We start from the raw sequence: 26,706 nt of genomic DNA, 5'->3' as shown, positions 1-26,706 counted from the left end.
TCAGAAACGAAAACTGAATCTGAATAGCTGCGGATTTAACAAACACTTCAGTAGCCATCTTTCAAGTTGGCAAAAATACCAACTTCCGCTTCTAGCACAAAACGGGCAAGGTTCAGGGTCGTCAGGTCCGCTTTGAGCGAACAGCAGACATTCGGCTCTCTGCCGTATGCCATGACAAAGAGCTCGCCAGAAATAAATGGATTGCGCTAGTACGCCTTACATTTTTGACGGGATGTGACAAATGCCATCGCTACCGCTCCCAGAAGTAACAAACTACTCAAGCCAAAAGCACTTCGCCATCCCAGACTGTCGAATACCAGACCTCCTGCAGTTGAACCAAGTGCAATCGATAGCTGGATCACCGCAACCATGAGACCACCACCCGCCTCTGCATCTTCGGGCAGAGCCCGTGCTATCCATGTCCACCATCCCGTTGGTGCAGCCGTCGCAAGCAGCCCCCACAGGCTTAGCAAAACGGCAACAGCCCAGATGCTATGTCCGACCAACAGTAACATACCGGCAATCGCTGCCATAAGCAGAGGGATCATGATTAAGGTCTGATAAAACCTTGCGTTCAGGAATGTCGTTACGATTATTGTGCCGACAAAACCTGCTACGCCAATTGCGAGTAAAATCAGGGAGAGGCCAGAAGTACCCAAGCTGGTTACGGTCTCCAGAAAGGGGCGCACGTAGGTAAATAAGGCAAACTGCCCCATAAAGAAGAGTCCGCAGGCCAGCAGTCCTGTTGGTACGATGGAGACGCTGAACAGACGAAGCACAGATCCCTTTGGCATTTGTTTTTTATCGCTTTCCATCGGAGGTAGGCTGATGCATTGCCAGATGAACGCGGCTATCGCAAGGGGGACGAGACATAAAAAGGCCCCACGCCAACCGACTGTCGCTCCCAAATAGCTGCCAAGCGGCGCAGCCACAACGGTAGCCAGCGCGTTCCCGCCGTTAAATATCGCCAGCGCCCGGGGAACCTGCTGCTGCGGTACGAGCCGAATGGCGGTTGCAGCCGACATTGACCAGAATCCACCGATGACGACACCAATCAGAGCCCTCCCCAGCATATAAACCGGATAGTTGGGCGCTATGGCGATAACTATTCCCGATATGGCCATTAAGACCGTAAGCCCCAGTAGTAGGGACTTGCGATTCCTGTTTCCAGCCAGCGTCGAAAGAGTCAGGCTGGTCAGGACGGCCAGCGCACCGGATATGGCAATTCCCTGTCCTGCCAGCCCTTCCGTTACGCCTAAATCACGGGCTATCGGCGTAAGCAGGCTAACGGGCATAAATTCCGATGCAATCAGCACAAAGACACACAGTGTCATGGCAAAAATGCCGCCCCAGTAAGCGTGCAGATTATTCTGTGATGGTGTTTGGTTTAGTATCGACATATTCATATTTCACAAAAATCAGGATAAAAGCCACCCGGGTAGACAGGTGGCTTTTAATCTTCTCAGCAGAGGGTTTATTTCAGGTTGGTTTTGAAAAACTGTTCGAACTTCCCGAAAGGTATTTTACCGGCCGCATTGTCGTAAAGGTCCACATGATTTGCACCGGGGACGATCACCAGCTCTTTTTCTTTACTACCAAGAGCCTTATAAGCATCTTCGGCAAAATAGCGTGAATGTGCGTTTTCACCGGTCACGATAAGCGTAGGGATGGTGATTTCGCTGGCGTAGCTCAGCAGCGGCATATTCATAAATGACAGCGGCGTCGTTGACGTCCACGCCCCGGTAGAGTTCACGGAACGCGCATGGAAACCACGCGGCATGCGGTAGTAATCAAAGAACTCTTTCAGTACCGGATGAGGATCCGCCGGGAGCGTTTCTGGCAGAATGCGCTCGCCCGCGCTGACCTTGCCGTTGCTGTCGACGTTAATATCATGGCCGCCGTATGCGAACGTTCCGCTTTCCGCATCTTTCCAGCGCTGTTCATTTAGATACTGCAGTACGGCACGACGGTCAGCGGCTGAGTAACGATCTTGTCCATCACCCACGCCATGCCCCATCGCCCGGCTCATGTCGTACATCACACTGGTGGCCACCGCTTTGACGCGGGTGTCCATTGCGGCGTCGTTTAACGCCATGCCGCCCCAGCCGCAAATACCGAGCAACCCGATACGGTTGCGATCCACCTCTTTTTGCAACCCTAAGTAATCTACCGCTGCGCTGAAATCTTCGGTATTGATATCCGGTGAGGCGACGTTACGCGGATAGCCACCGCTCTCACCTGTATAAGAAGGATCAAACGCCAGGGTAACAAATCCCTGTTCCGCCAGCGTCTGCGCATACAGGCCGCTGGATTGTTCCTTCACCGCGCCAAAAGGCCCGCTCACGGCAATCGCTGCCAGCTTGCGATCGCCGCGATCTTTGGGCAGGTAGAGATCGCCCACTAAGGTAATCCCATATCGATTCTGAAACGAGACCTTACGATGATCGACTTTCTGGCTCTCGGCGAACGTCTTATCCCATTTATCGAACATCGAAACAGGGGTATTCGGATTGGTTGAATCTGCATAACTCATTGTCGTGACTCCACTTAATGATGCGAATAGCAGCATGGCAGGCATCGCGGTTTTTAGCGTTCGAGTGAAAGCTTTCATAAAAATCCCCATGAAAATAGAGAGATACAGGTTTCCTACGGACAACACTGCTGTGCTTTGTTTTGATGGGCTCATTGTAGTTAGCAGAACTAGTGCTGATTAGAGGGTAAAAATTGCTAAAATTAATACCATATTGTTATAAATCAATGCTGACACTGGCGTCATTCGAGGGGGGGGAGTAAATCAATGGCAAAAAGGGAGAACTACAACGAGCTTTATTTGTTTATGCAGGTGGTACGGGAAGGCAGCTTTACAGCTGCGGCTCAGAGACTGGGGCTTGCTCAATCGGGGGTAAGCCGTTCTGTTCGTGAGCTTGAAGAAAGACTTGGGGTCCAGCTACTGGTGCGCACCACGCGTAAGCTGTCGCTGACACAAGCGGGGGAGCAGCTCTATCAAAAAACGGAGTCCGGATTTGATACGTTAGATCTTGGCCTTGCCACGCTGGCGCATTATCGCGAGACGCCCTCTGGCACGGTACGTATTAATGCCAGCCAGCACGCGATTGATAAATGCCTTCTGCCAAAGCTTGCGGTTTTTAAACTGCGCTACCCTGATATCCGGCTTGAACTCATGAACGAGAGTCGTTTCGTCGATATTATCGAGGAAAGATTCGATGCGGGCGTCCGTCTTGGGCCCGAAGTAGGTCAGGGCATGGTCGCAGTGCGCATTACGCCCGATATGGAGATGGCCATTGTGGGTACCCCTGAGCATTTTCGTCGCTATGGCTTTCCGCAAGTCCCCGCAGATTTAGCGGTGCATCCCTGTATCGCTTATCAGTTTGGTGACGGAAGCCTGTACGCATGGGAACTTCACCAGGATGGTAAAAAAATCACCCATCGGCCGCAGGGGCAGTGGGCTTTCGCAGACAGCTATATGGAAGCCAAAGCAGCCAGGCTGGGCCTGGGACTGGCTTATATCCCGGAAGAGCTGGTGTCTGATGATTTAGAACAGGGGTCGCTCATCAGAGTTTTACAACGCTACAGCGAGCGCCTGGAAGGCTCATTTCTCTATTATCCTCACCGCAATGTGTCGCCCGCTCTGCGAGCGGTTATCGAGACATTAAGAATTTAAGGGATGAAGATGAGCCGCCCCGATAATCCTGGAGACAACACTCTTTGTTCCACGGTGACGTATTCATACTCAAATCTCCTGCAATGTTGGAGATTTAAGTATGATTGTCCCTCATGAGCGATCAGCAGATCTTTTGCATTTTCGCTCATGCATCGATAAATGAAATATGGCTTACGGATTACATAAAAAGAGCCCGGTGTAATCGAACAATATAATCAGCAGTCGGATTGGATTGCTTATCGCCCATTCGCTCCTGAATTGCATGGACAGCAATATCCCGACGCGCAGGCAGCCGTGTTTTTTCCGTTGCGGCGATCGCTGACTTCATTTCATCATATGTGAGGTCAGTACAGTAGCAAGGTGCACCCGGCTGTTGACGCCATGACTCCTCAACAGTACCTGCATCGAAGGCGTCGAACCCCGTATCACTGACAAGACGCATAACCATTTTCTTGTGCTCTTCGATATTCCCTGCCACCGGAATTGAAATTCGTCCTGCCATGCCCTCTGCTGTACCTTTTGTAGCGAGAGAATCTGAACCTATTGCATTCCAGGCCTTCACCAGCGGACGGTTCAGGAGATGCGCCACCCACGCGCTTTCGACCTCCCCATCTGAGAACGCATCAATGTTGCCGTCGCGATGTGGATAATAGTTAGAGGTATCAGCAACGATAACATACCGGGGTAATTTCCGGATCAGAGGAGCGATATCCGCAAGCTTTGCCATAGGTATGGAAAGGATGACAACCTGTGCATCCTGCATGGCATTGACTGCATCAGCTGCTTCAGCGCCTGTTTCAAGCACGTCGGGGGCTATCGTTTCAGGTCCGCGAGAATTGGCGACCTTAACGGAGTAACCGGCAGATGCGAGACTGCGAGCAAGCGTTTTACCGATGTGGCCGGTTCCCAGAACAGCAATCCGGTACTTTTCATTATTAATCATAATTTTCCCTTTTTGGCTCAGGCCGTTACTGCACGGTTACGTTTGACGATAGCATCATGAGTGAGTTGTTCGCCTGCAGACATAAACTCCCTGATCAACGCATCTCTGTTCAGTGGAGCGCGAGTTTTATCCGCTGCCTTAAGGGCTGCTTCAAGCTCTCCGGTTTTTAGCTCAGTACAGTAGGCTGGCGTGCCGGGCTGTTGCCGCCATGATTCGCTAAGCGTACCGGCATCTACTGCATCGAAACCGGTCTGATTGACCAGTTCAAGCGCAACAGATTTTGCTACCGGACTGTCGCCGGCAACCGGGATAGCGATACGGGACGGTGAACCGGCAGCCAGCCCTTTCTCTTGAAGCGTCTGGGCCAGAACAGCGTTCCAGGCTTTGACAAGAGGGCGTTTGACTATTTCACTGGCGTACACGCTTTCAGGTTTGCCTTCACGGAGCTCTTCAATGTCCCCGTCGCGGAAGGGGTAGTAATTAGAGGTATCAATGACGACGACGCTTTCCGGAACATCACGCAAGAGTTCAGCCAATTCAGCATGCTTATCAAAGGGTATAGAGAAGATGATGACGTCCACATCTCGTACGGCCTCCTGGCGCTCAACCGCCAGCGCACCCACTCTTCGCGCCAACTCTACAATGGTTTCCGGTCCTCTTGAGTTGGCCAGTTTGACCTCATGGCCCTGCACAGAGAGCTTATGTGCCAGCGTCGCACCAATGTTTCCGGCGCCAATAATGCCTATTTTCATACCAGAACCTTTTATCTGAGTGGAGGATGATCAGTTGTCAGCGGGATGGGCAAAGCTATTCAGGGTATCTCGTAACTCCTCGAGCTTTGTATCCGATAACTGACAGGCTGATTTGATTCTTTCGGTTACGCGCCACAGCTCGCTTTGCAACGCGAGCCCGTCATCGGTGAGGGTAATGAGAACCCGCCTTTCATCTGCGCGATCCCGCGTGCGGGTTATGCGTCCGGCAGCCTCAAGTCTTTTGAGAATAGGAGTAATGGTGCCGGTGTCCATGCCAAGCTTATTCCCAATATCACCCACGGTGCGTGGGGTTCCGTTAAACAACTCCAGCATGACCAGATACTGGGGAAAGGTAAGGCCCAGCGGGTCCAGGAACGGCTTATGTAACCGGTTCATGCGGCTCGCCGCACCATAGAGCGCAAAAGAAAGTTGTGTCCCTATTTCCTGTCGTGACTGCATGTTCATATGCCAACCCATTATCTTGTTGATGATTATATAGCGCACTAGATAAAAGCATATAGCAAACTTTTCATTAGTTAAAGAGTGATGAATAAGTAATTCGTGCGGTATGACAATGACAACAAATCAGGGTGAGAAGTCTCCAGACGGACGGGTATTATCGTTCTGAGCTATTCAAAAAGGTCTGCTCCTGGCACAGGGCTGCTGTTGCAGCCCTGACAATCTTAGACTTCAATCGACTCAGATATCTCTAACGCATCATCTACTTCAATACCCAGATAACGCACTGTGCTTTCTAGTTTCTTATGACCCAACAGAAGTTGGATCACCCGGAGATTCTTGGTCTTCTTGTAAATTAGGAACGGTTTTGTTCTTCTCATGGAATGTGTGCTGTACAGTGAATCATCGAGACCAAGCTTTTCTACCCATCCATGAAAAATACGGTTGTATTGCCGGGTTGAAATGTGCTGGCAAGAACCGACCCGAGATTGGAACAAGTAGTCTTTACTGTGCAGATTGCCCCGCTTTATTAGCGCTGCAACTGCTTCTCTTGTCCCTTTGGTTATCTCAAATTGGACGGGGCTACCGGTTTTCTGTTGTAACACCGTTGCTCTGCTCGAAACAGAACTGCCATATGCAACATCTGATACTTTGAGTTTTACCAAATCACAGCCCCGAAGTTTACTGTCTAAAGCCATGTTGAACAGGGCTAGATCGCGCGTTTTGCCTTCCAGTTCAAGTCTGATTCGAATCCCCCAGATATGAGATATCTGAAGCGGTCTTTTTTGTCCGATGATACGATTTTTGTTCCACGGTGACGTGTTCATGCTCAAACCTCCTGCAATGTAAGAGATTTAAGTATGATTGTCCCTCATGAGCGTGAAGCAGACATTATCTGTAACCGCTGCCGTTTACTTGTGTAGATCCCTGAATAGATAAATAACCTGCACCACTTTCCACTTTCCACTTTCCACTTTCTTACCACATTTGACATTTAAGGTTTTGATTTAAAAATTAGTTTTTCATATCGTTAAATCGCTCTAGTCTGAGCATGAGAGATTTTACTTAATAAAGAAGGGCGACAAAATGAATCTTGAGGCATTTGCTTTTGGCACGACCAACTGGAGTGAAGTCGAAAGAACAGAGCACCCAGGGGAAACAGGTATGGCTTACTGGCGCACGCAACACTTTGGTCAGAAACCGAATCAAATCCGTGTGCGAATGGTTGAATATACCCCAGGCTATCTTGCAGACCATTGGTGCCAAAAAGGGCATGTTCTTTTCTGCATGGAGGGAGAACTAGAAACAATGCTCGAAGATGGTCGTAAATTCATTTTAACTGCGGGGATGAGCTATCAGGTTGGTGATAACGCGGAGCCACATCAGTCCAGAACTACGAAAGGCGCAAAACTCTTTATTGTGGACTGATTCGTATGTTGGAGCCATTGTGTCAGCCCGCTTCACGCAGCAGATTGAAGAGACAACAGGTCTGCATTGAGCGAAGCGGACATTGTGCCTGAAAATGCAGCGGACAACTGCGTTTGGATATACTTCATTCCCAAGGTAAACCTTGCTCCCAGCTTTCCACAAGCAGGTCAATAAAAGCCCGAATTCGCGGTGATAAATGTCGTTTACTGGGATAAATGAGCCTAATAGGTTCCGGAGGGAAAGGATACTCCTCAAGCACCGGTATTAACTTACCGCTACGTAAATCCTCCCCTAGCAAATAGGTTGGTAAGTGAACGATACCAAATCCAGAAATAGCCGATGCCCGCATGGCTTCCGAACTGTCGAGGTTAAGCCTGCCAGGCCCTTCATAAACAAAAGTGCCTTCCGGGGTCGCAAACCGCCAGCTGCGTCTCTTTTCTGCACTCAGAAGAAAGATAGTGTCATGCCCGGTTAAGTCTGCGGGTGTTTCTGGAACGCCCCGTGAGGATAAATACTCGGGTGATGCACAAGTGACAATGTGCTGCGAAGCAATTGTACGGGTAAGAATACGTGAGTCATCGCGAGGTTCACCAATGCGAATGGCAATATCAAAGCCTTCTTCAATAAGATCAACAAACCTGTCGCTAAAGGACACCTCCGCACGAAGTTCCGGCCACTTTTTCAGATAAACATCCAGAATGGGAAGGATATGGCGCTGCCCAAAAGAAAGCGGCGCACTCAGCCGGAGAGTCCCCGTTGGCTTACCCCTGCGCATGGCCATGGCGGCATCGACCTCTTCTAGGTCATCCAGTATCTGTCGGCAACGATCGAACATGACCCTCCCTTCATCGGTGAGACTCAGACTCCGGGTGGTACGGTTAAGGAGACGAACCCCCATACGCGTTTCGAGCCTGACAATACTCTTGCCAATGGCAGAACGTGTGAGCCCAAGAGAACCCGCGGCGTGGGTGTAACTCCCGGCTTTTACAGCCGCGACGAACGCGGCGATGTCACCAATGCTGTTGATCTCCATGCTTTATTTATCTCATCCAATACGGGCGATAAAGTACCCTAATATGGGAAGCACATTCCCCAAATGTTTATATATTATAGATTCCTGTTCACTTATAACGCAAATGCAAACAGGAATGACAATGCTGAATCAACAAACTAAGCAAGCCGTAAAAGAATGGTCTGAAAGTCTGGCCGGTCTGGGTCCAATCCTTACGGGTGAGGATACCGTAACGCCTATGAGTGAGGTGCGTGACGCCTACGCTCGGATGCTGGCTAAAAATCCCGCACCTGCCGGTGTCAGCTTTACTGAGGTTGATATGGGGGGCGTGCCGGGAACGCTGGTGACTCCTGACAACCTTGAAACAGATGCCATCGTGATGTACATCCACGGCGGGGCTTACATTGTCGGCGAATCGTCGGGCTATCACGGTATTGGTGGCAACTACGCCAGCATGCTGGGCGCACGGGTATACATGCCGGATTACAGTCTGGCGCCGGAGTATCCTTTCCCTACGCCCGTTACCGATACCGTTCGTGCGTATGAGTGGTTAATTGAACAGGGATTTGACGCCAGCAAAATCGTACTGGCAGGCGAGTCTGCGGGCGGAGCAATGGTGGTTACCGTTATGGTAGCTGCACGTAATAAAGGCCTGCCACTTCCAGCCGGCGGTGTTTCCATTTCCCCATGGGCCAACCTTGAGCACACGGGCGTCTCCATGACCAACCGGGAAGGTCTTGATCCTCTGAACACCAAGGCCGGTCTGGATTTCCTGGCACGTACCTTCCTGGGCGATGCGTTACCTAATCACCCAATGGCATCACCGGTGTTTGCCGATGTGACAGGTCTGCCGCCGGTGCTGGTTCAGATTGGAGAGAATGAACTGATGCTGAGCGACGCGATGCGGCTCGCAACTCATCTGGGTGATAACCGGGTTCGCGTAAATCTGGAAGTCTGGCCGGGTATGTTCCACGCCTGGCATTTCTTCTCCACGCTGCAGCCAGAAGCGGTGCAGGCTCTTGAGAGCTCCGTCGCCTTTATCAAGCAAGCTCTGCGGGATGCATCTAAGTAATTATCAATGATAATCGCTTAAAAAAGGGGCGCGTCTAATTGCGCCCATCAGAAGTAAAAATGACGGATTGATAGAAACAACTTTCTTTATATCCCGATCCTACCTAACGGCGTCTGCAACTATTTTTGTATTAGTTACACCTGCTTTTAATCAATTAAAACACCGTGGCGTTAGCAACGTCCGCTTCGGTACTTATCAGCCACAGGTTGATCTCTGTCAGCTATGAGCTGTGTGTTGCATCCATTAGTTGAACTCACAGCGAAGAGCGGACGTTTAGCCTGTGAAGTAAAAACTATATCCTGACCGGGACGCAGCATTTCGGCGCTTGACTTTATTGCCTTCGGGACGCACACCGCCATTACTGCATCACGTCCCTGAAAGCCTTAATATTGCATTCAGGGATGTGACTATTTCTCCAAGGAAGAAGCTTAGTAACTTTTATCCATATGTGTTTTTACAACACTGGAAACTATTTTATTTTTTTTATTTATTCTGGCTGGTGCCGTCTCTGGCGTACGTAACGCGCACCAGGTAGAAAGCACGCCCAGAAGAGAGAATATAACTGCCGGCCCGATCCAGCCAACCATGCTATATACACCGGTAGAAATAAATGGAAGTAATCCTGCAACGACAGATGCCCCGTTATAACCCAGTGAAATACCTGACGAGCGTATATGGGCCGGAAACTGCTCGGCAAACCAGCTTGATTCCACCGCAAAAATTGGATCATGACTCAGCACCAGTGATAATGCGATCGCCGTAATCACCAGCACAACAGCACCGGTATTAATCAACATAAACATCGGGATACCAAATGCTATGGTGAACAGGGCGCCAATCAGAAATACCCGGCGGCGGCCTATTTTGTCACTTAATGCGCCGTAAAAGAGATGACTGCCCAGACCAAGCACAGAGCCGATGAGCGTTCCCCACAACACGTGACGAGTGTCCGTTATCTCTGCAAGAACAACATAGGAAAGCATAAAGCTTGTCGTAATATAGTAGCCGCCGGTTTCAGCCAGTCGTAACCCCACAATATTCAAAATCGTTCGCCAGTCACGACGGATGACTTCCAGAGCCGGTTGCTTAACAATACGCTTCTCCGCTTTTGCTTTTTCAAACTCTGGCGATTCCGCTACGCTCATGCGAATGAAGATGCCGATTGCCACCATGATGAATGAAATCAGGAACGGCACCCGCCATACCCAGTCACCTTCAAACAAGGCGCCAGAGAGAAGAAAAGCGCCGTTAGCCAGCAGCAGGCCAAGCGGAATACCGAGTTGCGGAACGGCACCATAAAAACCCCGTTTCCTCTCCGGGGCGTGTTCAAATGCCATCAGCACTGCACCGCCCCATTCAGCACCAAATCCGATACCCTGGATCATGCGCAGCAGAATCAGCAGAATGGGTGCCAAAATACCCACCTGCTCATAGGTCGGCAAAGCACCGATCAGGACCGTTGCAAGCCCCATCGCCAGCAGTGACCAGAACAGTACAGCTTTACGGCCATAGCGATCGCCAAAATGCCCGGCAAGATAACCGCCAACCGGCCGCATCAGAAAGCCTACGGCAAGGGTAGCAAAGGCCGCCATGATACCGACAATAGGTTCCTCGGTATGGAAGAAGATTTTTCCAAACCACGCAGCGGCTGCGGTACCGTAAATAAAGAAATCGTAGCTTTCAACCGCTGAGCCTATCATTGAGGCGATGGATACTTTTACCGGGTTGTTTTTATGATTATCAGGTACAGAGTTAGATTTCATTGTTGACCCCGTTTCGATAGTTTACCCGGAAGATCCCGGCAAACACTTATGGCCCCTACCAGGTTTCAATCACCCGGCTATCATCATGTTGCCCTAGGCCAGCTTTTGCTGCGGCCACATAGCGGGCATGTGCCACGTTTAAAAGTGGAACTTCTGCCTCGCATGCCGCTGCTGCGTCTGCTACCAGACCGCTGTCTTTAACAAAGATATTTACGGCACTGGAAACCTCCACATCTGTGCCCTGTAGCATGCGCGGGCCTCGGTCTGACAACATCCAGGAGCCTGCCGCGCCGCCCTCGACAAGCGGTAAAACCTGTGCTGGATCTAATCCAAGCGAATGAGCAAGGTTCAGCGCTTCGGCGGCGGCTACGATGTGGACGGCGCAAAGATGCTGGTTAATCACCTTAATTCCCTGTCCGTCGCCAGGCCGGTTTCCTACCGTTTTCATCCTGCCCATCGCTGTCAGAACCGGTGCGACATGGTTAAGCGAAACTTCCTCACCCGCCGCAAAAATCACCAGATCCCCGGTGCTGGCCCGCGCAGTGCCGCCGGTTACCGGCGCATCAACCACGCTGGCGCCTGCTTGCTGCAGCTGTGCGGCGGCGGCAATGATGGCTTCGGGGCCGACGGTCGACATAATCACCCAGTGCTGACCAGCCACATTCGGTAATGCCTCCTCCACAAGTGCCGCAAGCTGCTGAGGAGTGGCAACCATGACCACAACCACGTCAGCTTTTCCTGTCAGGGCATATCGCTCTACGGCTTCTATGCCCTGAGTACGCGCGCGCTGCCGGGACGTTTCAGCCACATCCACGCCCTGTACGTCATGTCCGGCTGCCTTTATTCTTAATGCCATAGGCATTCCAATAGCGCCCATGCCGACGAATACAACTTTCATGTCGTGCTCCTTATGCAAGCCAGCCTTTAACGGCGTTGATCAGGGATGAGGTAGAAATGCCATAGCGATCGTGCAGCGTCGGCAGCGCACCTGCGGCCAGGAATTCATCCGGCAGCCCGATATGACGGAACGCAGGCATGACCTGTGCACGCATTAATGTCGTCGCTACTGCTTCACCCAGTCCGCCAACTACACTGTGGTTCTCAATAACCACTACCAGACGTCCGCTGCGGCGGCACTGTTCAAGAATGGTGGCCGTATCGAGAGGCTTAATGGTCGGCACGTGCAGCACGGCGACATCCACCTTGTCCTGCACCAGCGCTTTTGCTGTTTCCAGCGCCCGCATGGTCATGATGCCGCTGGAGATAAGCAATACGTCACGCCCGTCCTGCAGGAGTTTGGCTTTCCCCAGTTCAAACTGATAATCGTACTCGTCCAGTACCAACGGCACCTTTCCACGCAACAGGCGCATGTACACAGGGCCGTTATGATCGGCCGCAGCGGCGACGGCCTGTTCGGTATCCAGAGCATCACAGGGATCAAGGATGGTCAGATTAGGAATTCCGCGCATTAATGCGATATCTTCGGTTGCCTGATGACTGGGGCCATAACCCGTGGTGAGACCCGGCAATGCCGCGCAGATTTTCACATTGAGGTTCTCTTCTGCTATCACCTGATGAATAAAGTCGTAAGCGCGACGAGTAGCGAAAACGGCATAAGTGGTGGCGAAAGGGATCATGCCCTCTTTGGCCATGCCGCCCGCCGCACCCATGAGCAGCTGTTCCGCCATCCCCATCTGGAAATGGCGTTCAGGAAAGGCCTGGGCGAAGATGTGCAGATCAGTATATTTAGAGAGATCGGCGGTAAGGCCAACGATATTAGGCCGGCCCTGTGCCGCTTTGACGAGTGCATGACCAAAGGGTGCCGACACGGTTTTCTGACCTTCTGCTGCGATGGAAGCAATCATGGCCGAGGTGGTTAAACGGGGTTTCTTCTCTGCGACGCTGCTCATGCGCGCTCCTCCTCTACTTTATCAAGAATGGCGATTGCTTTTTGCCACTCATCTGCATCAACGCGGATAAAATGGTTTTTTTCACGCGCTTCCAGAAAGGGAACGCCTTTACCCATTAGGGTATCCAGGAGAATGACGCGCGGTTTGGGCTCTTTCAGCTGACGCGCGCGGTCAAATGCCGCTTTGACTGCTGCAATATCATTACCATCAACGCGCTGTACATCCCAGCCAAACGCCAGCCACTTATCGGCCAGAGGTTCAAAACCCATTATTTTTTGTGAGGGACCGTCAGCCTGCTGCTGATTAATATCAACCAGGGCTATCAGGTTATCGAGCTGGTGATGCGCCGCTGACATGACGGCTTCCCATGTTGCACCTTCATCAAGTTCACCGTCCGACATGGAGTTGTATACAAAAGCTGAGTTGCCTTTATGACGTAGCGCCAACGCCATACCTGTGGCAATGGCAAGTCCCTGACCTAGCGAGCCACCGGACATTTCCATACCTGGCGTATAGGTTGCCATTCCTGACATCGGCAGCCGACTGTCATCCGAGCCGTAGGTTTCCAGCTCTTCTTCAGGGATGACACCAGCTTCAATCAGCGCTGCGTAAAGGGCGATGGCATAGTGGCCATGGGAGAGCAGAAAGCGGTCCCGTCCCTCCCATTCCGGATTTTCAGGATCAAAGCGCATGGCGTGGCACCAGGCCACAGCCAGCACGTCGGCAAGACCCAGCGCCTGACCAATGTATCCCTGACCCTGCACTTCCCCCATCCTCAGGGCAAAGCGGCGTATATGCCAGGCATGCCGGGCAAGTTTGTTAAGTGAATCAGCTGATGCGATGGCGGGATCTGCAATCATGCTCATTTGCTGCTCCTTATAAGGGTGATTACAAAACAGTCAGGGATCGCGGATAGGTGACGCCCATACAGTGTGCTAGCTTATTCACGTATGAAGTCATCTTTCATAAGCGGTTACGGCTCTGTTTTAAGAGGTAACGCATTATGAATCCCCGCCTGTTGCGGTATGTGATGAGGTTATGCTGTTCAGAGTAAGACTGACAAAAGCAATAAATGCAGCAACTGCTGAAAAGGATTCATGAATGACACTCTTAAGAAAAGCGCCTCTTAACCTTTTGCGGGCTTTTGAAGCGGCGGGACGTACAGGTGGTTTTGCGCTGGCAGCCACTGAGCTGGAACTGTCGCCCAGCGCAATTAGTCATGCCATTCGCAAACTCGAAAATTTGCTGCAGGTCCGGCTTTTTCATCGCAGCACGCGGGAAATCACGCTAACGAAAGAAGGGTCAATACTGCTTGAGCATATACAACGCGGGTTTAACGAATTGGAGCAGGGCCTTTCATTAGTCACGGCCAATGAATCCAGACCTCTGCGCCTTCATACAGCCCCAAGTTTTGCCCATCAGTGGCTGTTACCACGTCTCGGCAGTTTCATACGCGAGAATCCTCATATCGATCTGCGGCTTTCAGCCAGCACTGAATACGCGCGTTTTGAACAGGATGACTTTGACCTGGATATCGTCTACGGCGAGCCCCGTCCATCACCTTATGAGAAAATCCCTCTCGCGGTTGAAGAACTGACGCCACTATGTTCCCCACAGCTGGCTGAGCGCCTTCGGAAACCGGAAGATCTTTATGCGCTCACATTAATTCAGTGCGATGTGCAGTTGTATCAGTGGAAAGGATGGTTTCAGGCGAATGACATGAAGCCGCCCCGTCAATATGGGCTTCAGTTTGACCGCAGTTTTATGGCAATTGCCGCAGCAGTTGACGGATTAGGGGTGGTACTCGAATCAAAGCTGCTTGCAGAACGGGAAATAGCAAGCGGCAGGCTGGTTTGCCCGCTGGTTAGTAGCACCAGTGAAATTCATTACATTGGACACTATCTGGTTTTTCCGCAGCATCAGCACATGCATTTTGCGCTGGAGGTGTTCAAAACGTGGCTCCTCAGCGAACTTAATCTGGCTCAACTCAGATGATCATGCTCACGTTTTTCATTGATCTGATAACGGGGTATTACTCTTATAGGAAGCGATTTTTGTGAGAGCCCTCACTGCTTATGGCAGAGGTGCCACGCATGTTAAGTGTGGTTATAGATCGTTCGGTAGTGAAGGTATTCAAACTGCCGCTGCTCTCAAAGGCAGATAGAGAGAAAGTAGCGATAAGAACCTTATTCGGTTATCAACAATTAACACATATTCTTTGGTCCGCTTCTGGCACATTGCCGACAAGCTATCTGAGCTGAAGGTCCGCTGTGAGCGATGTATAGTCATTCGCACCCTGAGAATTACACTTTGAAGTGATTCAGGGTATGCGCTTACTGGTTACGAATATTGAGCGAGAATCATGTGATGATCGCCGCTTTTCTTTCGAGCCAGTAGGTGCTCCACGTTCGCTAACGAATACTCAGGGCATGCAGATAAACTGCTGGCTATATTTCTTTCGAAGAGCGTGGAATGCATACCAATCCCCGATAAAAAGGAGTTGGTGATGACTGTGACTAATCAATTTGCTGCGCACGTTGGTCTGGACTGGGCTGATAAAAAACACGATGTCTGTGTTCAGTTTAAAAACGGTGAACGCGTATTCCATGTGATTGAACCTACAGCAGAAGCGCTTGATGCCTGGCTTACTGAGTTACACCAGAAAGTAAAAGGTAGAATCGCAATTGCTCTCGAACTGAAGAAGAGCCCCGTGGTATATACTCTTTAAAAATATCCCTTTATCACCGTTTTCCCCGTCCACGCTTTGTCCTTGGCTCGTTACCGACAAGCCTTCTCGCCCAGTGGCGCTAAAGATGATCCGCAGGATGCCGAGCTGGTATTAGAGTTAATGCTGCGTTACCCCCAAAAGATAAAAGCTATTGAGCCAGACAATGCGGATATTCGCTTACTTCAGCAACTGGTTATGCAGCGTCGTCAGTTGGATGAAGATAAACGACGCTTTGTGAACCGGATAATCAACACGCTTAAACAGTATTATCCTCAGCCACTGGAGTGGTTCTCACATCGGGGTAGCGTACTGTTGTGTGAGCTGATTATCCGGTGGACCAGTCTGCAACAACTGAAACGAGCCTGGAGCGACACGATCCGAAATTTTCTGAATGTCAAAGGTGGCCGCGCAATGGCCCTTACCGAGCAACGTGTTGCGAGTATTGATAACGCGCTCCCATTGACTACAGACCCGAGTGTTATAGAGGCTAATGCTTTGATGGCAACAGCACTGGCGACACAGATTAAAGTCGTGAGTGAAATCATCAAACCTATGACGAACGAATCGAAACGCTGTTTGACACATTGGCAGATACGGGGCTGTTCAAATCACTTCTGGGAATGGGGCTGTGTATGGGCCCACGGATGCTTGCTGCACTTGGTGATAACCGTGACCGGTTTAACAGCGCTGAATAAATTCAAAACTATGCAGGTATTGCACCGGTGACCGAACGAAGTGGCCAGAAATCATGGGTTCACTGGCGATGGCAATGTGCCAAGTTCGTCAGGCAGACCTTTGTTGAATTGGCTGCCAAGACGGTTAGTTCATCATACTGGGTCAAACTTTAATATCAGTGACTGCGAGAAAAAGGGAAATCGCATCAATCAGCAATCCGGGCTTTGGCGTTTAAATGGATAAGGATTATTAACCGCTGCTGGAAGACAAGAACCCAGTACGACGAAGCGAAATATTTGCTGGATCTCGAAGCGCGACACTCGCCCTTACTGAAGGCATAAAAAGCTTGTCGAATGTCTCAGGGCGTGAAGTGGAAGTTCAGAATTTATTCTTACAACGAGGCGTCTTTAGCTATGGGGAGTAGGTTAGGGTTCTGAAGGAGCAATCGAGTAATTTTGGTCATATGGTTTAGCAATTTTAGCTAATTTTGATAGAATTCATGGCCATGTCTATGAATCGTATTGAGTGTTCCATGAACAAAGTGATTATAGAAGAGATTAAGCAAGCTCTTGCCTCTGCACCACGTAACGGATTTATAGCTGAACTTCACTTACAGTCAATCAAGTATGCTGACGAGTTAAGCAGCATAACCGCAAGGGAATTCTGTGAGGCGTTAGGTCTTAAGCCTAGCTACGGCACTGAGTTTAGTAAGATGAGAAATCTTACGACTCGACTCAAAGCTGCTGGTCTAGTTACGGAGAAAATCTAATCACTATGCTCATTGATAACGTAACGACCAAAGTCTCAGATACACTTACCGATGCGATTCAACAGAACGATAAGCTTTCCGTCATGGCGGGGCTTTTTTCTATCTATGCTTTTGATCACCTCAAAGACTCTTTAAACAAGTTAGATTCAGCTCGTTTGCTATTCTCTCAAGCTAAAGGCTTTGATGCTCTTAGTATCACTTCACCTTTTGGCTCGCTTAACGGCTCAGAACAAGAAAATAGGTTTCGCAATCAGCTGAACCAAAAAGCAATAGCAATAGAGTTTTCCCGTTGGTTAGAGGAAAAAGCTTCTGTTCGTTTGGTTAAACAAGCAGGAGTTATTCATCAACACATAACGCACGTTTCCTCAACTTCAAACTCATTAGCGGTTAGCGGTGCTCAATTCAACGGACAAGGCATTGGTCTCACTGAAACTAATGGTTTCGATATGATCAGCCTTGCTAGTTCCGAACAAGCACAAGAGTTGCTTGGTTTCTTCAATCGGGTATGGAGTAGTAAAGGGCAAGTTATTGAAGCAAAGGAACAATTAAAGGTCGAACTATCTAAACTGACAGCAGATAACACGCCGCAGTTTATCTACTTCCTTACCCTGTATAACATTTTTAAAGACTTTGTTGGTGATCTCCAGGAAGAGAGCATTTTAAAAACCAAAACTGGTTTTAAAGATACGATTGTCTGGAATAAGCTCTATAAGTTTCAAAGAGATGGTGTTTTAGGTGCTATAGATAAACTTGAACATTTTAACGGCTGTATCATCGCTGATAGTGTCGGTTTGGGTAAGACGTTCGAAGCTCTTGCCGTCATCAAATACTACGAATTACGCAATGATAAAGTTTTGGTGCTTTGTCCTAAGAAACTGCGTGATAACTGGCTAATCTACACACAGAACGATAAGCGCAATTTGTTAGCCAATGACCGCTTTAACTATGATGTGCTAAATCATACTGATATGAGCCGCGATACTGGCTATTCAGGTGATATAAACCTAGAAACGATCAACTGGGGAAATTATGACCTTGTTGTTATTGATGAATCTCACAACTTCCGTAACAACAACCCTAAAAAAGACGGCCGAAATCGTTATCAACGACTTCTTGAAGACATTATCCAGGCTGGTGTAAAAACTAAGGTTTTGATGCTTTCTGCTACGCCTGTGAATAACCGATTGAATGATATAAAGAACCAAGTGGCTTTCATCACAGAAGCAAATGACCAGGCATTAATCGATCATGGCATAAGCAGCATCGAGAGCACGTTAAGACAAGCACAATCACGCTTCTCACGTTGGTCTGAACAAGATCCTGATGTTCGAACATCGAAAGACCTTTTAGACTCGATGAATTTCGACTATTTCAAACTACTGGATATTTATACAATAGCGCGTTCGCGTAAGCATATAGAGAAATATTACGGAACTGAGGATATTGGTAAATTCCCTACAAGGCTTTTGCCAATCAATTTGAAGCCTACAATAGACCTTAAAGACCAATTCCCACCGTTGGAAGAAGTGAATAAGACAATCCGTAGACTTTCATTGGCGTTTTACTCGCCTATGAAATATGTACGGATGGATAAGAAAGCGGAATACGCAAGACGCTATGACCAAGAGGTAAAGGGCGGTAAAAGCGTATTCAAACAAGTAGACCGTGAAGAAAGTTTGATCCACCTTATCCGTATCAATCTCTTGAAACGAATGGAAAGTTCGATTCATTCGTTCACGCGCACTTCAGAAAAAGTATTAGCGCAAGTTGAATCCTTATTGTCAAAAATCCATAACTTTAACGCCAATATCCAGCCGACACTTACTGACGAGCTGACCGAAGATTTTGTTGCGCCACCAATTGAAGAAATTGATGATCTTGAGTTTGACTCACCAGAACTCGCTCCTTTTATCATAGGGAACAAAACCAAGGTAAGGATTCAAGATCTTGATTTGGTGAGATTTGCACAAGATTTAAAGGCGGATAGAGTCTTTTTGCAAGAGATTGTTCGTGTATCAAAGAGCATCGACTCTGAACGTGATGCAAAACTCGATATGCTAAAACAGGCGTATCTTGAAAAATGTCAGAAACCGTTCAATGGCAATAACAAGAAAGTCATTATCTTTACCGCATTTGCTGATACCGCAGAGTATTTATACAGAAATATTTCCAGTTGGGCCTATCAAAACTTGGGACTTCATACTGCGATAATCACAGGTCAACGCACAGATACAACCTTACGTTGCATTGATGGTAAGAAGTTCAAAACTGATCTGAATAGTTTGCTGACGCATTTCTCACCTAGATCGAAAGAACGTGAGAAGGTTTATCCAGAGTTTAAAGAAGAGGTAGACATTCTAATTGCTACTGACTGTATTTCAGAAGGTCAAAACTTACAGGACTGTGACTATCTGATTAACTATGATATTCACTGGAACCCAGTTCGTATTATTCAACGTTTTGGGCGTATAGACCGTTTAGGTTCGATTAACGACACAATTCAACTTGTGAACTTCTGGCCAAATATGGAGTTGGACGAGTATATCAACCTAGAGGCTAGGGTTAGTGGTCGTATGGTATTGCTCGATATTTCAGCAACGGGTGAAGAAAACGTTATCGAACAAGATCCAAAGCTCAATAAGGGAATGAATGACTTAGAGTATCGCAGAAAGCAACTTGAACAACTCCAAAACGCTGTAGTTGATTTAGAAGAAATCTCAGGTGGTGTGTCCATAACCGACTTAACACTGAACGATTTTAGAATGGATCTCTCAAGTTTCCTCAGTGATAAATCAAAAGGTAATACAGAGACCCTAGAGCAAGCTCCATTCGGGCTGTTTGCACCTGTCATTATCAGCAAAGAATCGTTTGAGTCAGCGTCTAGTAAATTTGCAGGTCTAAAAGATGAAATTCAATCAGGAGTGATTTTCTGTCTGAAAGACACTAAAGGAAAAGTTCAGGTGGAAGAGAGCTATTCACTCGCCCCTTTCTATCTGGTTTATGTATCTGATGAAGAAGAAATATTGCTTTCATTTACCCAATCAAAACAGATTCTGGATCTATGCAAGAAACTTGGTTCGGAGTTCAAATCCTTTGAAGATTCTGCATACGCTTATAAAGAGTTTGAGAAGATAACTCAAAAGGGAATGAAAATGGACCATTACCAGAATCTTCTCAGCAAAGCGGTTGAAAATATTGCGGGTAAAAGTGAAGAAATAGGTGCGACAAGTTTGTTTAGTCGAGGTGGAACAGTTTTATCAGCGTCAAACTCTCAAAATGTGAATGATTTTGAAGTTGCAAGCTATATGGTCATTCTGTAGGAGCAAGGCAATGAGCAAGGTCATAGATTTTCGCAGTGGAAATTTGTTCGACAAGGTATATGAGCATCTAGCTTTACCAGAATCAACATTGCTTGGCACACGAATCACTAAGAAGATGATTCTAGAGAACAATGAGCTCACAAGTAGCGATAAGAAGCTTGTAAATGATGTTATTCAATCCGTTGAATGGCTGAACACTCTTAAGCCTGAGACGTTGAACATACCGACTTATGTTACCGAAACGGTAGAGTATATCGAGGTTGCTGTTCTTAAAGTCAATCTCAAAGCCGACACAACAAACCGTGGAAAGTTGAAGAGCACAGCAAAGCTCTTCCATACACTGATCCCCTACCCGGTTATCTTGCTGTTAGAGCTAAACGGAGAACTGGCGATTAGCCTGGCAGATAAGCGAATTAATCAGGCTGATAGTTCAAAGTTGGTTATTGAGTTTTTTTACAACAGCCAGTGGTTCAACGTTGGAAGCTTGAAGGACAATGAGAACGAATTCTTGAACGATTTTTCGCTAAAGAAAGTCTCAAGCGTCAACTACTACGAACTGTATCAAGACTTCATCGCTAAGCTCATTGCTCTTGAAACTACTTATATTTCATATTCTTATCGTAAAAATGGCTGTACGGATAGTGAACGCTGTTCATCACAAGCAAACAAAGTCGATACATTTGATGAACCTTTATTCACAGAGATGAGCAACGAAGAGAAGACAAGACTTCTCAAAGAGTTAGCATCACTTGAAGGTGAATTGAGCAATATTAGAAACAAGTTAAAGAAAGAGCTGCAAATGAGTGAGAAAATGCGTCTCAATGTACAAGCCAGCAAAGTAAAACAAGCAATTTCAGCAATCACTACTCAGTTTGTATAAAAAGAGCTGAAAAGCAGAATTTTAAGAAATTTCACTTAAGACGATAGAGCAGATTTGCATCAACACTGATTGTTAATAGGTAATCAACATAATGAGCCAAATGGAAAAGATCACAGGTAGTAGCCCTGAAGCCAAAAGCCTGGATATAACGACCCAGAACATCGAGCAACTTAAGCAACTTTTCCCTGAAGTTTTTTCAGAGGGAAAAATTGATTTTGAAGCATTCAAAGCAGTGTTAGGTAAAGAGATTGACGCTCCTTCCGAGCGTTACAACTTTACTTGGAAGGGTAAAACAAAGGCTCGACAAATCGCTCAAAGCCCCTCAACAGGCACGTTACGTCCTTGCAAAGAGGAAAGCGTCAATTGGGATACCACCGAAAACTTGTTTATCGAAGGTGATAACCTTGAAGTCTTAAAACTACTTCAAAAGTCCTACCATAGAAAGGTGAAGATGATATATATCGATCCGCCTTACAACACTGGTAAAGATTTTGTTTATAAAGATAACTTTCGTAATAGCCTTCAAAATTACCTTGTTCAGACGGGACAAGTTGATAATGATGGTAATAAATTAAGTACAAATTCTGACACATCAGGGCGATATCACTCCGATTGGCTATCAATGATGTTTCCGAGACTAAAGCTTGCTAGAAACCTACTTCGAGAAGATGGTGTAATTGTTGTTCATCTTGACGAACACGAGAACTACCATCTTAGAATATTACTCAATGAAATATTTGGGGAGGACAATTTTTTAGGCGAAATCTGCTGGGATAAAGGTAATCCAAAGGGGGATTCAACTAGGATTGCATATCAGCATGAATCAATAATTTGCTTTGCTAAAAATTACGTGATGTTCAAGGATAATGAATTAAAAAGACAAAAGTTAAATGCTGAAAAAATAATTAGAAAAGCCAACTCGTTATATAAAAAGATTGGAAAAATGGCTACGCCTGATGAGTTGGTTAAAATAATAAAAAAATATAACCTTGATCTGCAAATTGATGCATTTTCAAAAATGTACACTCTATCCGATGCTAATGAAGAATTGGCTTTCTGGATAAATTCTCAAACAGAATTTTCTGGTGGAGAGGCCGCTTATAAGTATATTGATGATGAAGGTAGAGTGTATCAACCAGTATCCATGGCATGGCCGAATAATAAAAAAGCACCAGATGAGTATTTCATACCTTTAATACATCCAAAAACAAGAAAAGAATGCCCTGTTCCTGCCAAGGGATGGAGAAATCCACCATCTACTATGATGGACTTGTTGGAAAAAGACCTGATTGTATTCGGCGATGATGAGAACACTCAACCCCGTAGGAAATATCTTTTATCAGAAAATATGTTTGAAAATGTACCTTCAGTCCTAAAGTTTTCTAGTTCTGATGATATCTTGTTCAAAACTATGGGTATAAGTTTTGACAACCCTAAACCATATAAATTTTCCAAATCATTAATTACGTATTTTACTAAACCTAATGATTTAGTTTTAGATTTTTTTGCAGGTTCAGGTACAACAGGACATGCTTGCCTTTCATTTGACAATGAAAAAAAAAGGAAGTTTATTTTAGTACAGTTACCTGAAAAGGTGGCAGATAAAACGATTATTGATACTACTATTTCTCGGCTTAAACACTGTATGAGCGAAGAACAGGGCTTTAAGTTCTTTAAGCTTGGTGAAACAAATATTCGCCCTTGGGATGCAGAATTTGACAGCTTAGAACAAGTACTTCAACAAGCTACTAAGTCAATCAAAGATGGTCGTTCTAGCGAAGATGTTTTATACGAAATATTCCTAAGATATGGCTATGAATTAACTACGCCAGTAGAAACTGAAACAGTGAATGGTAAAACCGTTTTTGTAGTCGGTGCAGGTGCTTTGATTATTTGCTTGGATGATGAAATCACGACTGAAACAGTAGAAAGTATCGCCAAGCTAAAAGCTGAATTAGATCCTGAAACAACACAAGTAGTCTTTAAAGATGAAGGCTTTGCTGATGATCGAGTTAAGACCAATGCTATTCAGATCTTGAAACAAGCCGGCATCGAAGATGTTAAGAGTATTTAAGGGATAAATTATGTCTGAAATGAAGATAAAGTTTGACCCTGACTTAACTCATCAGAAAGATGCGATTAACGCAGTTGTTGGTGTTTTTGAAGGGCAGGAAACGTTCCAAACGAACTTCTCTGTTTCATCAAATGCCCTTACAAATGAGCAGTTGGGTTTATTTGCGATAAATAATGACATTGGTGTAGCAAATGCTCTTACGCTGCTACCAGAAGAGCTTTATGAAAATACACGAAATATTCAGCTTATTAATGGCTTACCTCAAACAGAAACGTCAAAACAAGCGCTTCCAAGCCTCGATTTTACTATCGAGATGGAAACGGGGACAGGTAAAACCTACGTATATCTTCGTAGTGTGTTCGAGCTGAATCAAAAATATGGACTAACCAAGTTCATCATCGTTGTTCCGTCCGTTGCGATCAAAGAAGGTGTCTATAAATCCCTGCAAATAACAGAAGAGCATTTTAGAAAAGAATATAAGAACGTTCAGTATGATTACTTTGTATACGACTCTTCAAAACGTGAGCAAGTAAGAAACTTCGCAACGAATGATTATATTCAGATTATGGTCATCAACATTGACGCTTTCAGTAAGTCTTTCACTGATACAGAGAAAGAGACTACTGCAAACTTGATTCACCGCACCGATGATCGATTGAATGGTATGAAGCCGATTGAGTTCATTCAAGCGACCAATCCTATTGTTTTGGTTGATGAACCTCAATCCGTGGCATCTACATCTAATCGTAAAAATGCTATTGCCAGTTTAAACCCACTATGCACGTTTCGTTATTCCGCAACGTTGACAGAAAAGTTTAACTTACTTTATAAACTTGACTCGATTGATGCTTATTCCCGTCAGCTTGTCAAACAGATTGAAGTTGCTTCACTAGAAGTTCAAGACAATCACAACCAAGCTTATATCAAATTGATTAGTGTCGATAACAAGAAGTCACCAATCACTGCAAAAGTTGAGATTGACGCTCAAACTAAAACTGGCAAATTACAGCCACGTAAAACCATCACGGTTAGGAGTGGAACGGATTTATTTGAAGCTTCTGGTGGTCGAACTGTTTACGAAGGTTATGTGATCAACGACATCTACTGTGAAGAAGGTAGCGAGTACATCGACTTTACAAGCCGTAGCAACATTATCGAACTAGGACAGGCAATAGGTGAAGTAGATAAAGACACGTATAAGCGCTTACAACTATCTAAAACCGTTGAAGAACATCTAGAGAAAGAGCTTAAATTTTTCAAAAAAATCACGACTGGCATTGATCCTATGGATCATTCAAAGGCGATGAGCAAGAAGGGAATTAAAGTTCTCAGTTTGTTCTTTATCGACAAAGTGGCGAATTACCGAGGCTATACGAAAGATGGTGTGCCAATTCAAGGTAAATTCGCGCAATGGTTCGAAGAAGAATTCATACAGCAACTAAGAAAACCAAAGTATCATCTCTTATACCCATCTGTGTGGGATAAGGACAGCTCAGGTAAGCCAGTATTGAACGAGCAAGCTCTGAAGGAATTGGCAAGTTCAGTTCACAATGGCTATTTTGCTCAAGACAAGAAGAAAGATGCTTCAGGAAACCCTCTTTTCGCTGAATCTAAGTTAGCGGCAAATGGTGAAGGTGGCAAAACCGCTGCTGATGAATCAGCTTACAACTTGATTATGAAAGATAAAGAAAAGTTACTTTCTATTGATGAGAAATTACGCTTTATCTTTAGCCACTCAGCATTGAAGGAAGGTTGGGATAACCCTAACGTATTCCAAATATGTACGCTAAACGAAACCAATTCAGTCATGAAAAAACGACAAGAGATCGGTCGAGGTTTACGTTTAGCCGTGGATCAATCAGGTGAACGTGTTCCATACGGTTTTGAGGTGAATACTCTTACAGTAATGGCGAACGAATCTTACGAGCAGTTTGTATCGGAACTTCAAAAAGAGATTGAAAAAGAAGAAGGTATTAAGTTCGGTGCTATTGAGAAGCATCAATTTGCTAATATTGTCATTTCTAAGCAATTCGACAAAAAAGAGTTCCTTGGTGCAAAAAAATCAGAAGATATCTACCAGCATCTAACCGACTATGGTTACATCGATAAGAACGGTAAGATCCAAGATTCCCTTAAGGCTGACCTTGCTGATAACACGGTAAGTCTTCCTGAAAGCGTAAAGGAATATTCCGATGCAATTTTAGCGACTTTAACGAAAGTCTCTAAAGGCTTGAGCGTTAAGAAACATGAAGAGAAGAAGACTGCAACTCTACGTGAAGATAATGGTAAGCAGGTTGTCCTTGGTGATGATTTCAAGGCTCTTTGGGATCGTATCAAGTATAAAACGACTTATAGAGTAGATTTTAGCGTTGCTGAATTGGTTGAAAAATGCATCAACGAAATTCGTGCATCAGTAGCCGTAGCGAGTGCGAAATTTGAATACAAGAAAGTCAAAGTCGCTATAACAGAAGCGGAACTTGAAACATTTGATGAAGAGTCAAAGATTCAATACTACCGTAATAGAAACTTCCAATTGCCTGATGTTGTGACTTATCTGGAGTCGAATACAAACCTAACCCGTAAGACCGTAGTTCAAATCTTGCTTGGTTTGGGCGATAAACTTGAAGCATTCAAGAACAACCCTCAACGATTCATCGAATTGGCTAGCGAAGTGATCCGAAAACAAATGCGACTCGCAATTGTCGATGGGATAACTTACCACCGTATCGGTGATAATGATTATTATGCCCAAGAGTTGTTCCAGGAAGAAGAGCTGACGGGTTATCTCAAAAATATGGTTGAAGCGAAAAAGTCGGTTTACGACTACATTATTTGTGATTCAGACACAGAGAGTGAATTTGCTTCAAAACTTGAAGTGTCGAACGATGTTAAGCTTTATGCAAAACTTCCTTCTTGGTTCAAGATTGATACCCCTTTAGGTAGTTATAACCCCGATTGGGCAGTCTTAATTGACAAAGATGATGGTATGGATGATCAGCTCTACTTTGTAGTAGAAACTAAATCCAGTATCTTCTCCGATGATTTGAGAGCTTCTGAACAGGCGAAAATTAACTGCGGTATGGCTCACTTTGAAGCATTGTCGAAAGATGAAGAGGGCAATGCCCTTGAGAATCCGGCGAAATTCGTCAAGGCTGATTCTTATAACACTTTCGCAACGCACTTGGAAGAATAAATGTAACAGGTAGCCACATCGTGGCTACCTGTTTAATAATATGCGC

21 protein-coding genes and 1 pseudogene are annotated in these 26,706 nt (G+C 46.3%); 10 read left to right on the top strand and 12 right to left on the bottom strand.

The window, feature by feature from the left end:
* Window positions 1-47: 47 nt before the first annotated feature.
* The 3 genes from EC843_RS24980 to EC843_RS18835 all read right to left on the bottom strand — a co-directional run bounded on the left by EC843_RS24980 (window position 48) and on the right by EC843_RS18835 (window position 2,533).
* Complete coding sequence (locus EC843_RS24980) at window positions 48-173, bottom strand: hypothetical protein (protein ID WP_279535817.1); 126 nt, start codon at window positions 171-173, stop codon at window positions 48-50.
* A 33-nt stretch (window positions 174-206) separates the two neighbouring features.
* A complete protein-coding gene (locus tag EC843_RS18840) occupies window positions 207-1,400 on the bottom strand; it encodes an MFS transporter (RefSeq protein WP_133522848.1) in 1,194 nt (397 codons plus the stop codon).
* A 74-nt stretch (window positions 1,401-1,474) separates the two neighbouring features.
* Window positions 1,475-2,533, bottom strand: a complete 1,059-nt coding sequence (locus EC843_RS18835) for an alpha/beta hydrolase (RefSeq protein ID WP_133522878.1) — start codon at window positions 2,531-2,533, stop codon at window positions 1,475-1,477.
* 264 nt (window positions 2,534-2,797) lie between these two features.
* Here EC843_RS18835 and EC843_RS18830 point away from each other — a divergent pair, with 264 nt between their 5' ends.
* Window positions 2,798-3,682: a LysR family transcriptional regulator gene (locus EC843_RS18830; protein WP_133522847.1), complete on the top strand. Its 885-nt coding sequence runs from the start codon at window positions 2,798-2,800 to the stop codon at window positions 3,680-3,682.
* Between the two features lie 178 nt (window positions 3,683-3,860).
* Here EC843_RS18830 and EC843_RS18820 read toward each other — a convergent pair whose 3' ends face one another.
* From EC843_RS18820 to EC843_RS18805, 4 genes are all read right to left on the bottom strand, one after another.
* Complete coding sequence (locus tag EC843_RS18820; RefSeq protein ID WP_133522846.1) at window positions 3,861-4,625, bottom strand: NAD(P)-binding domain-containing protein; 765 nt, start codon at window positions 4,623-4,625, stop codon at window positions 3,861-3,863.
* Between the two features lie 17 nt (window positions 4,626-4,642).
* Window positions 4,643-5,377: an NAD(P)-binding domain-containing protein gene (locus EC843_RS18815; RefSeq protein ID WP_133522845.1), complete on the bottom strand. Its 735-nt coding sequence runs from the start codon at window positions 5,375-5,377 to the stop codon at window positions 4,643-4,645.
* Window positions 5,378-5,407: 30 nt separating this feature from the next.
* Window positions 5,408-5,842, bottom strand: a complete 435-nt coding sequence (locus EC843_RS18810; protein ID WP_181540659.1) for a MarR family transcriptional regulator — start codon at window positions 5,840-5,842, stop codon at window positions 5,408-5,410.
* A 218-nt stretch (window positions 5,843-6,060) separates the two neighbouring features.
* Entirely contained in the window at window positions 6,061-6,663 is a 603-nt protein-coding gene (locus EC843_RS18805; RefSeq protein ID WP_133522844.1) for a site-specific integrase, read from the bottom strand.
* A gap of 259 nt (window positions 6,664-6,922) precedes the next feature.
* Here EC843_RS18805 and EC843_RS18800 point away from each other — a divergent pair, with 259 nt between their 5' ends.
* Window positions 6,923-7,264: a DHCW motif cupin fold protein gene (locus EC843_RS18800; protein ID WP_133522843.1), complete on the top strand. Its 342-nt coding sequence runs from the start codon at window positions 6,923-6,925 to the stop codon at window positions 7,262-7,264.
* Window positions 7,265-7,388: 124 nt separating this feature from the next.
* Here EC843_RS18800 and EC843_RS18795 read toward each other — a convergent pair whose 3' ends face one another.
* A complete protein-coding gene (locus tag EC843_RS18795; protein ID WP_015697052.1) occupies window positions 7,389-8,297 on the bottom strand; it encodes a LysR family transcriptional regulator in 909 nt (302 codons plus the stop codon).
* Window positions 8,298-8,418: 121 nt separating this feature from the next.
* Between EC843_RS18795 and EC843_RS18790 the strand changes: the two genes are divergently transcribed.
* Window positions 8,419-9,348 (top strand): alpha/beta hydrolase, encoded by a 930-nt coding sequence (locus tag EC843_RS18790; protein WP_133522842.1) that lies wholly within the window; start codon window positions 8,419-8,421, stop codon window positions 9,346-9,348.
* Between the two features lie 428 nt (window positions 9,349-9,776).
* Here EC843_RS18790 and EC843_RS18785 read toward each other — a convergent pair whose 3' ends face one another.
* Genes EC843_RS18785 through EC843_RS18770 form a run of 4 tightly spaced genes read right to left on the bottom strand, consistent with a single transcriptional unit; the run spans window position 9,777 to window position 13,881 of the window.
* The gene (locus EC843_RS18785) at window positions 9,777-11,111 is read right to left on the bottom strand and encodes an MFS transporter (RefSeq protein WP_133522841.1); all 1,335 of its coding nucleotides are present in this window, start codon (window positions 11,109-11,111) and stop codon (window positions 9,777-9,779) included.
* Between the two features lie 55 nt (window positions 11,112-11,166).
* Window positions 11,167-12,009 carry an NAD(P)-dependent oxidoreductase gene (locus EC843_RS18780; RefSeq protein WP_133522840.1) on the bottom strand — a complete coding sequence of 281 codons (843 nt, stop codon included), beginning with the start codon at window positions 12,007-12,009 and terminating at the stop codon, window positions 11,167-11,169.
* A gap of 10 nt (window positions 12,010-12,019) precedes the next feature.
* Entirely contained in the window at window positions 12,020-13,021 is a 1,002-nt protein-coding gene (locus tag EC843_RS18775; RefSeq protein ID WP_133522839.1) for a transketolase family protein, read from the bottom strand.
* The gene (locus EC843_RS18770) at window positions 13,018-13,881 is read right to left on the bottom strand and encodes a transketolase (protein WP_133522876.1); all 864 of its coding nucleotides are present in this window, start codon (window positions 13,879-13,881) and stop codon (window positions 13,018-13,020) included. Before EC843_RS18770 ends, EC843_RS18775 begins: the two co-directional genes overlap by 4 nt.
* Before the next feature lie 241 nt (window positions 13,882-14,122).
* Here EC843_RS18770 and EC843_RS18765 point away from each other — a divergent pair, with 241 nt between their 5' ends.
* From EC843_RS18765 to EC843_RS18735, 7 genes and pseudogenes are all read left to right on the top strand, one after another.
* Complete coding sequence (locus tag EC843_RS18765; RefSeq protein ID WP_133522838.1) at window positions 14,123-15,016, top strand: LysR substrate-binding domain-containing protein; 894 nt, start codon at window positions 14,123-14,125, stop codon at window positions 15,014-15,016.
* A 511-nt stretch (window positions 15,017-15,527) separates the two neighbouring features.
* A pseudogene (locus tag EC843_RS18760) lies at window positions 15,528-16,765 on the top strand (IS110 family transposase).
* A gap of 191 nt (window positions 16,766-16,956) precedes the next feature.
* Complete coding sequence (locus tag EC843_RS18755) at window positions 16,957-17,193, top strand: transcription factor (protein ID WP_133522837.1); 237 nt, start codon at window positions 16,957-16,959, stop codon at window positions 17,191-17,193.
* A gap of 5 nt (window positions 17,194-17,198) precedes the next feature.
* Window positions 17,199-20,513, top strand: a complete 3,315-nt coding sequence (locus EC843_RS18750; protein WP_133522836.1) for a helicase-related protein — start codon at window positions 17,199-17,201, stop codon at window positions 20,511-20,513.
* A 10-nt stretch (window positions 20,514-20,523) separates the two neighbouring features.
* Entirely contained in the window at window positions 20,524-21,393 is an 870-nt protein-coding gene (locus tag EC843_RS18745; protein ID WP_133522835.1) for a DUF4391 domain-containing protein, read from the top strand.
* Window positions 21,394-21,493: 100 nt separating this feature from the next.
* Window positions 21,494-23,467 carry a site-specific DNA-methyltransferase gene (locus tag EC843_RS18740; protein ID WP_133522834.1) on the top strand — a complete coding sequence of 658 codons (1,974 nt, stop codon included), beginning with the start codon at window positions 21,494-21,496 and terminating at the stop codon, window positions 23,465-23,467.
* A 10-nt stretch (window positions 23,468-23,477) separates the two neighbouring features.
* On the top strand, window positions 23,478-26,660 hold the full coding sequence (locus tag EC843_RS18735; RefSeq protein ID WP_133522833.1) for a DEAD/DEAH box helicase family protein: 3,183 nt from the start codon (window positions 23,478-23,480) through the stop codon (window positions 26,658-26,660).
* Window positions 26,661-26,706 lie beyond the last annotated feature (46 nt).

It is taken from the genome of Buttiauxella sp. JUb87, assembly GCF_004361975.1.
Classification (GTDB): Bacteria; Pseudomonadota; Gammaproteobacteria; order Enterobacterales; family Enterobacteriaceae; genus Buttiauxella; species Buttiauxella ferragutiae.
This window is presented reverse-complemented; position numbering and strand designations above follow the sequence as displayed.

What these genes read in the sequence shown, in the direction of transcription:
- EC843_RS24980 (WP_279535817.1), bottom strand. Translation starts at nt 173, where the DNA reads ATGGCATACGGCAGAGAGCCGAATGTCTGCTGTTCGCTCAAAGCGGAC.
- EC843_RS18840 (WP_133522848.1), bottom strand. Translation starts at nt 1,400, where the DNA reads ATGTCGATACTAAACCAAACACCATCACAGAATAATCTGCACGCTTAC.
- EC843_RS18835 (WP_133522878.1), bottom strand. Translation starts at nt 2,533, where the DNA reads ATGAGTTATGCAGATTCAACCAATCCGAATACCCCTGTTTCGATGTTC.
- EC843_RS18830 (WP_133522847.1), top strand. Translation starts at nt 2,798, where the DNA reads ATGGCAAAAAGGGAGAACTACAACGAGCTTTATTTGTTTATGCAGGTG.
- EC843_RS18820 (WP_133522846.1), bottom strand. Translation starts at nt 4,625, where the DNA reads ATGATTAATAATGAAAAGTACCGGATTGCTGTTCTGGGAACCGGCCAC.
- EC843_RS18815 (WP_133522845.1), bottom strand. Translation starts at nt 5,377, where the DNA reads ATGAAAATAGGCATTATTGGCGCCGGAAACATTGGTGCGACGCTGGCA.
- EC843_RS18810 (WP_181540659.1), bottom strand. Translation starts at nt 5,842, where the DNA reads ATGAACATGCAGTCACGACAGGAAATAGGGACACAACTTTCTTTTGCG.
- EC843_RS18805 (WP_133522844.1), bottom strand. Translation starts at nt 6,663, where the DNA reads ATGAACACGTCACCGTGGAACAAAAATCGTATCATCGGACAAAAAAGA.
- EC843_RS18800 (WP_133522843.1), top strand. Translation starts at nt 6,923, where the DNA reads ATGAATCTTGAGGCATTTGCTTTTGGCACGACCAACTGGAGTGAAGTC.
- EC843_RS18795 (WP_015697052.1), bottom strand. Translation starts at nt 8,297, where the DNA reads ATGGAGATCAACAGCATTGGTGACATCGCCGCGTTCGTCGCGGCTGTA.
- EC843_RS18790 (WP_133522842.1), top strand. Translation starts at nt 8,419, where the DNA reads ATGCTGAATCAACAAACTAAGCAAGCCGTAAAAGAATGGTCTGAAAGT.
- EC843_RS18785 (WP_133522841.1), bottom strand. Translation starts at nt 11,111, where the DNA reads ATGAAATCTAACTCTGTACCTGATAATCATAAAAACAACCCGGTAAAA.
- EC843_RS18780 (WP_133522840.1), bottom strand. Translation starts at nt 12,009, where the DNA reads ATGAAAGTTGTATTCGTCGGCATGGGCGCTATTGGAATGCCTATGGCA.
- EC843_RS18775 (WP_133522839.1), bottom strand. Translation starts at nt 13,021, where the DNA reads ATGAGCAGCGTCGCAGAGAAGAAACCCCGTTTAACCACCTCGGCCATG.
- EC843_RS18770 (WP_133522876.1), bottom strand. Translation starts at nt 13,881, where the DNA reads ATGATTGCAGATCCCGCCATCGCATCAGCTGATTCACTTAACAAACTT.
- EC843_RS18765 (WP_133522838.1), top strand. Translation starts at nt 14,123, where the DNA reads ATGACACTCTTAAGAAAAGCGCCTCTTAACCTTTTGCGGGCTTTTGAA.
- EC843_RS18755 (WP_133522837.1), top strand. Translation starts at nt 16,957, where the DNA reads ATGAACAAAGTGATTATAGAAGAGATTAAGCAAGCTCTTGCCTCTGCA.
- EC843_RS18750 (WP_133522836.1), top strand. Translation starts at nt 17,199, where the DNA reads ATGCTCATTGATAACGTAACGACCAAAGTCTCAGATACACTTACCGAT.
- EC843_RS18745 (WP_133522835.1), top strand. Translation starts at nt 20,524, where the DNA reads ATGAGCAAGGTCATAGATTTTCGCAGTGGAAATTTGTTCGACAAGGTA.
- EC843_RS18740 (WP_133522834.1), top strand. Translation starts at nt 21,494, where the DNA reads ATGGAAAAGATCACAGGTAGTAGCCCTGAAGCCAAAAGCCTGGATATA.
- EC843_RS18735 (WP_133522833.1), top strand. Translation starts at nt 23,478, where the DNA reads ATGTCTGAAATGAAGATAAAGTTTGACCCTGACTTAACTCATCAGAAA.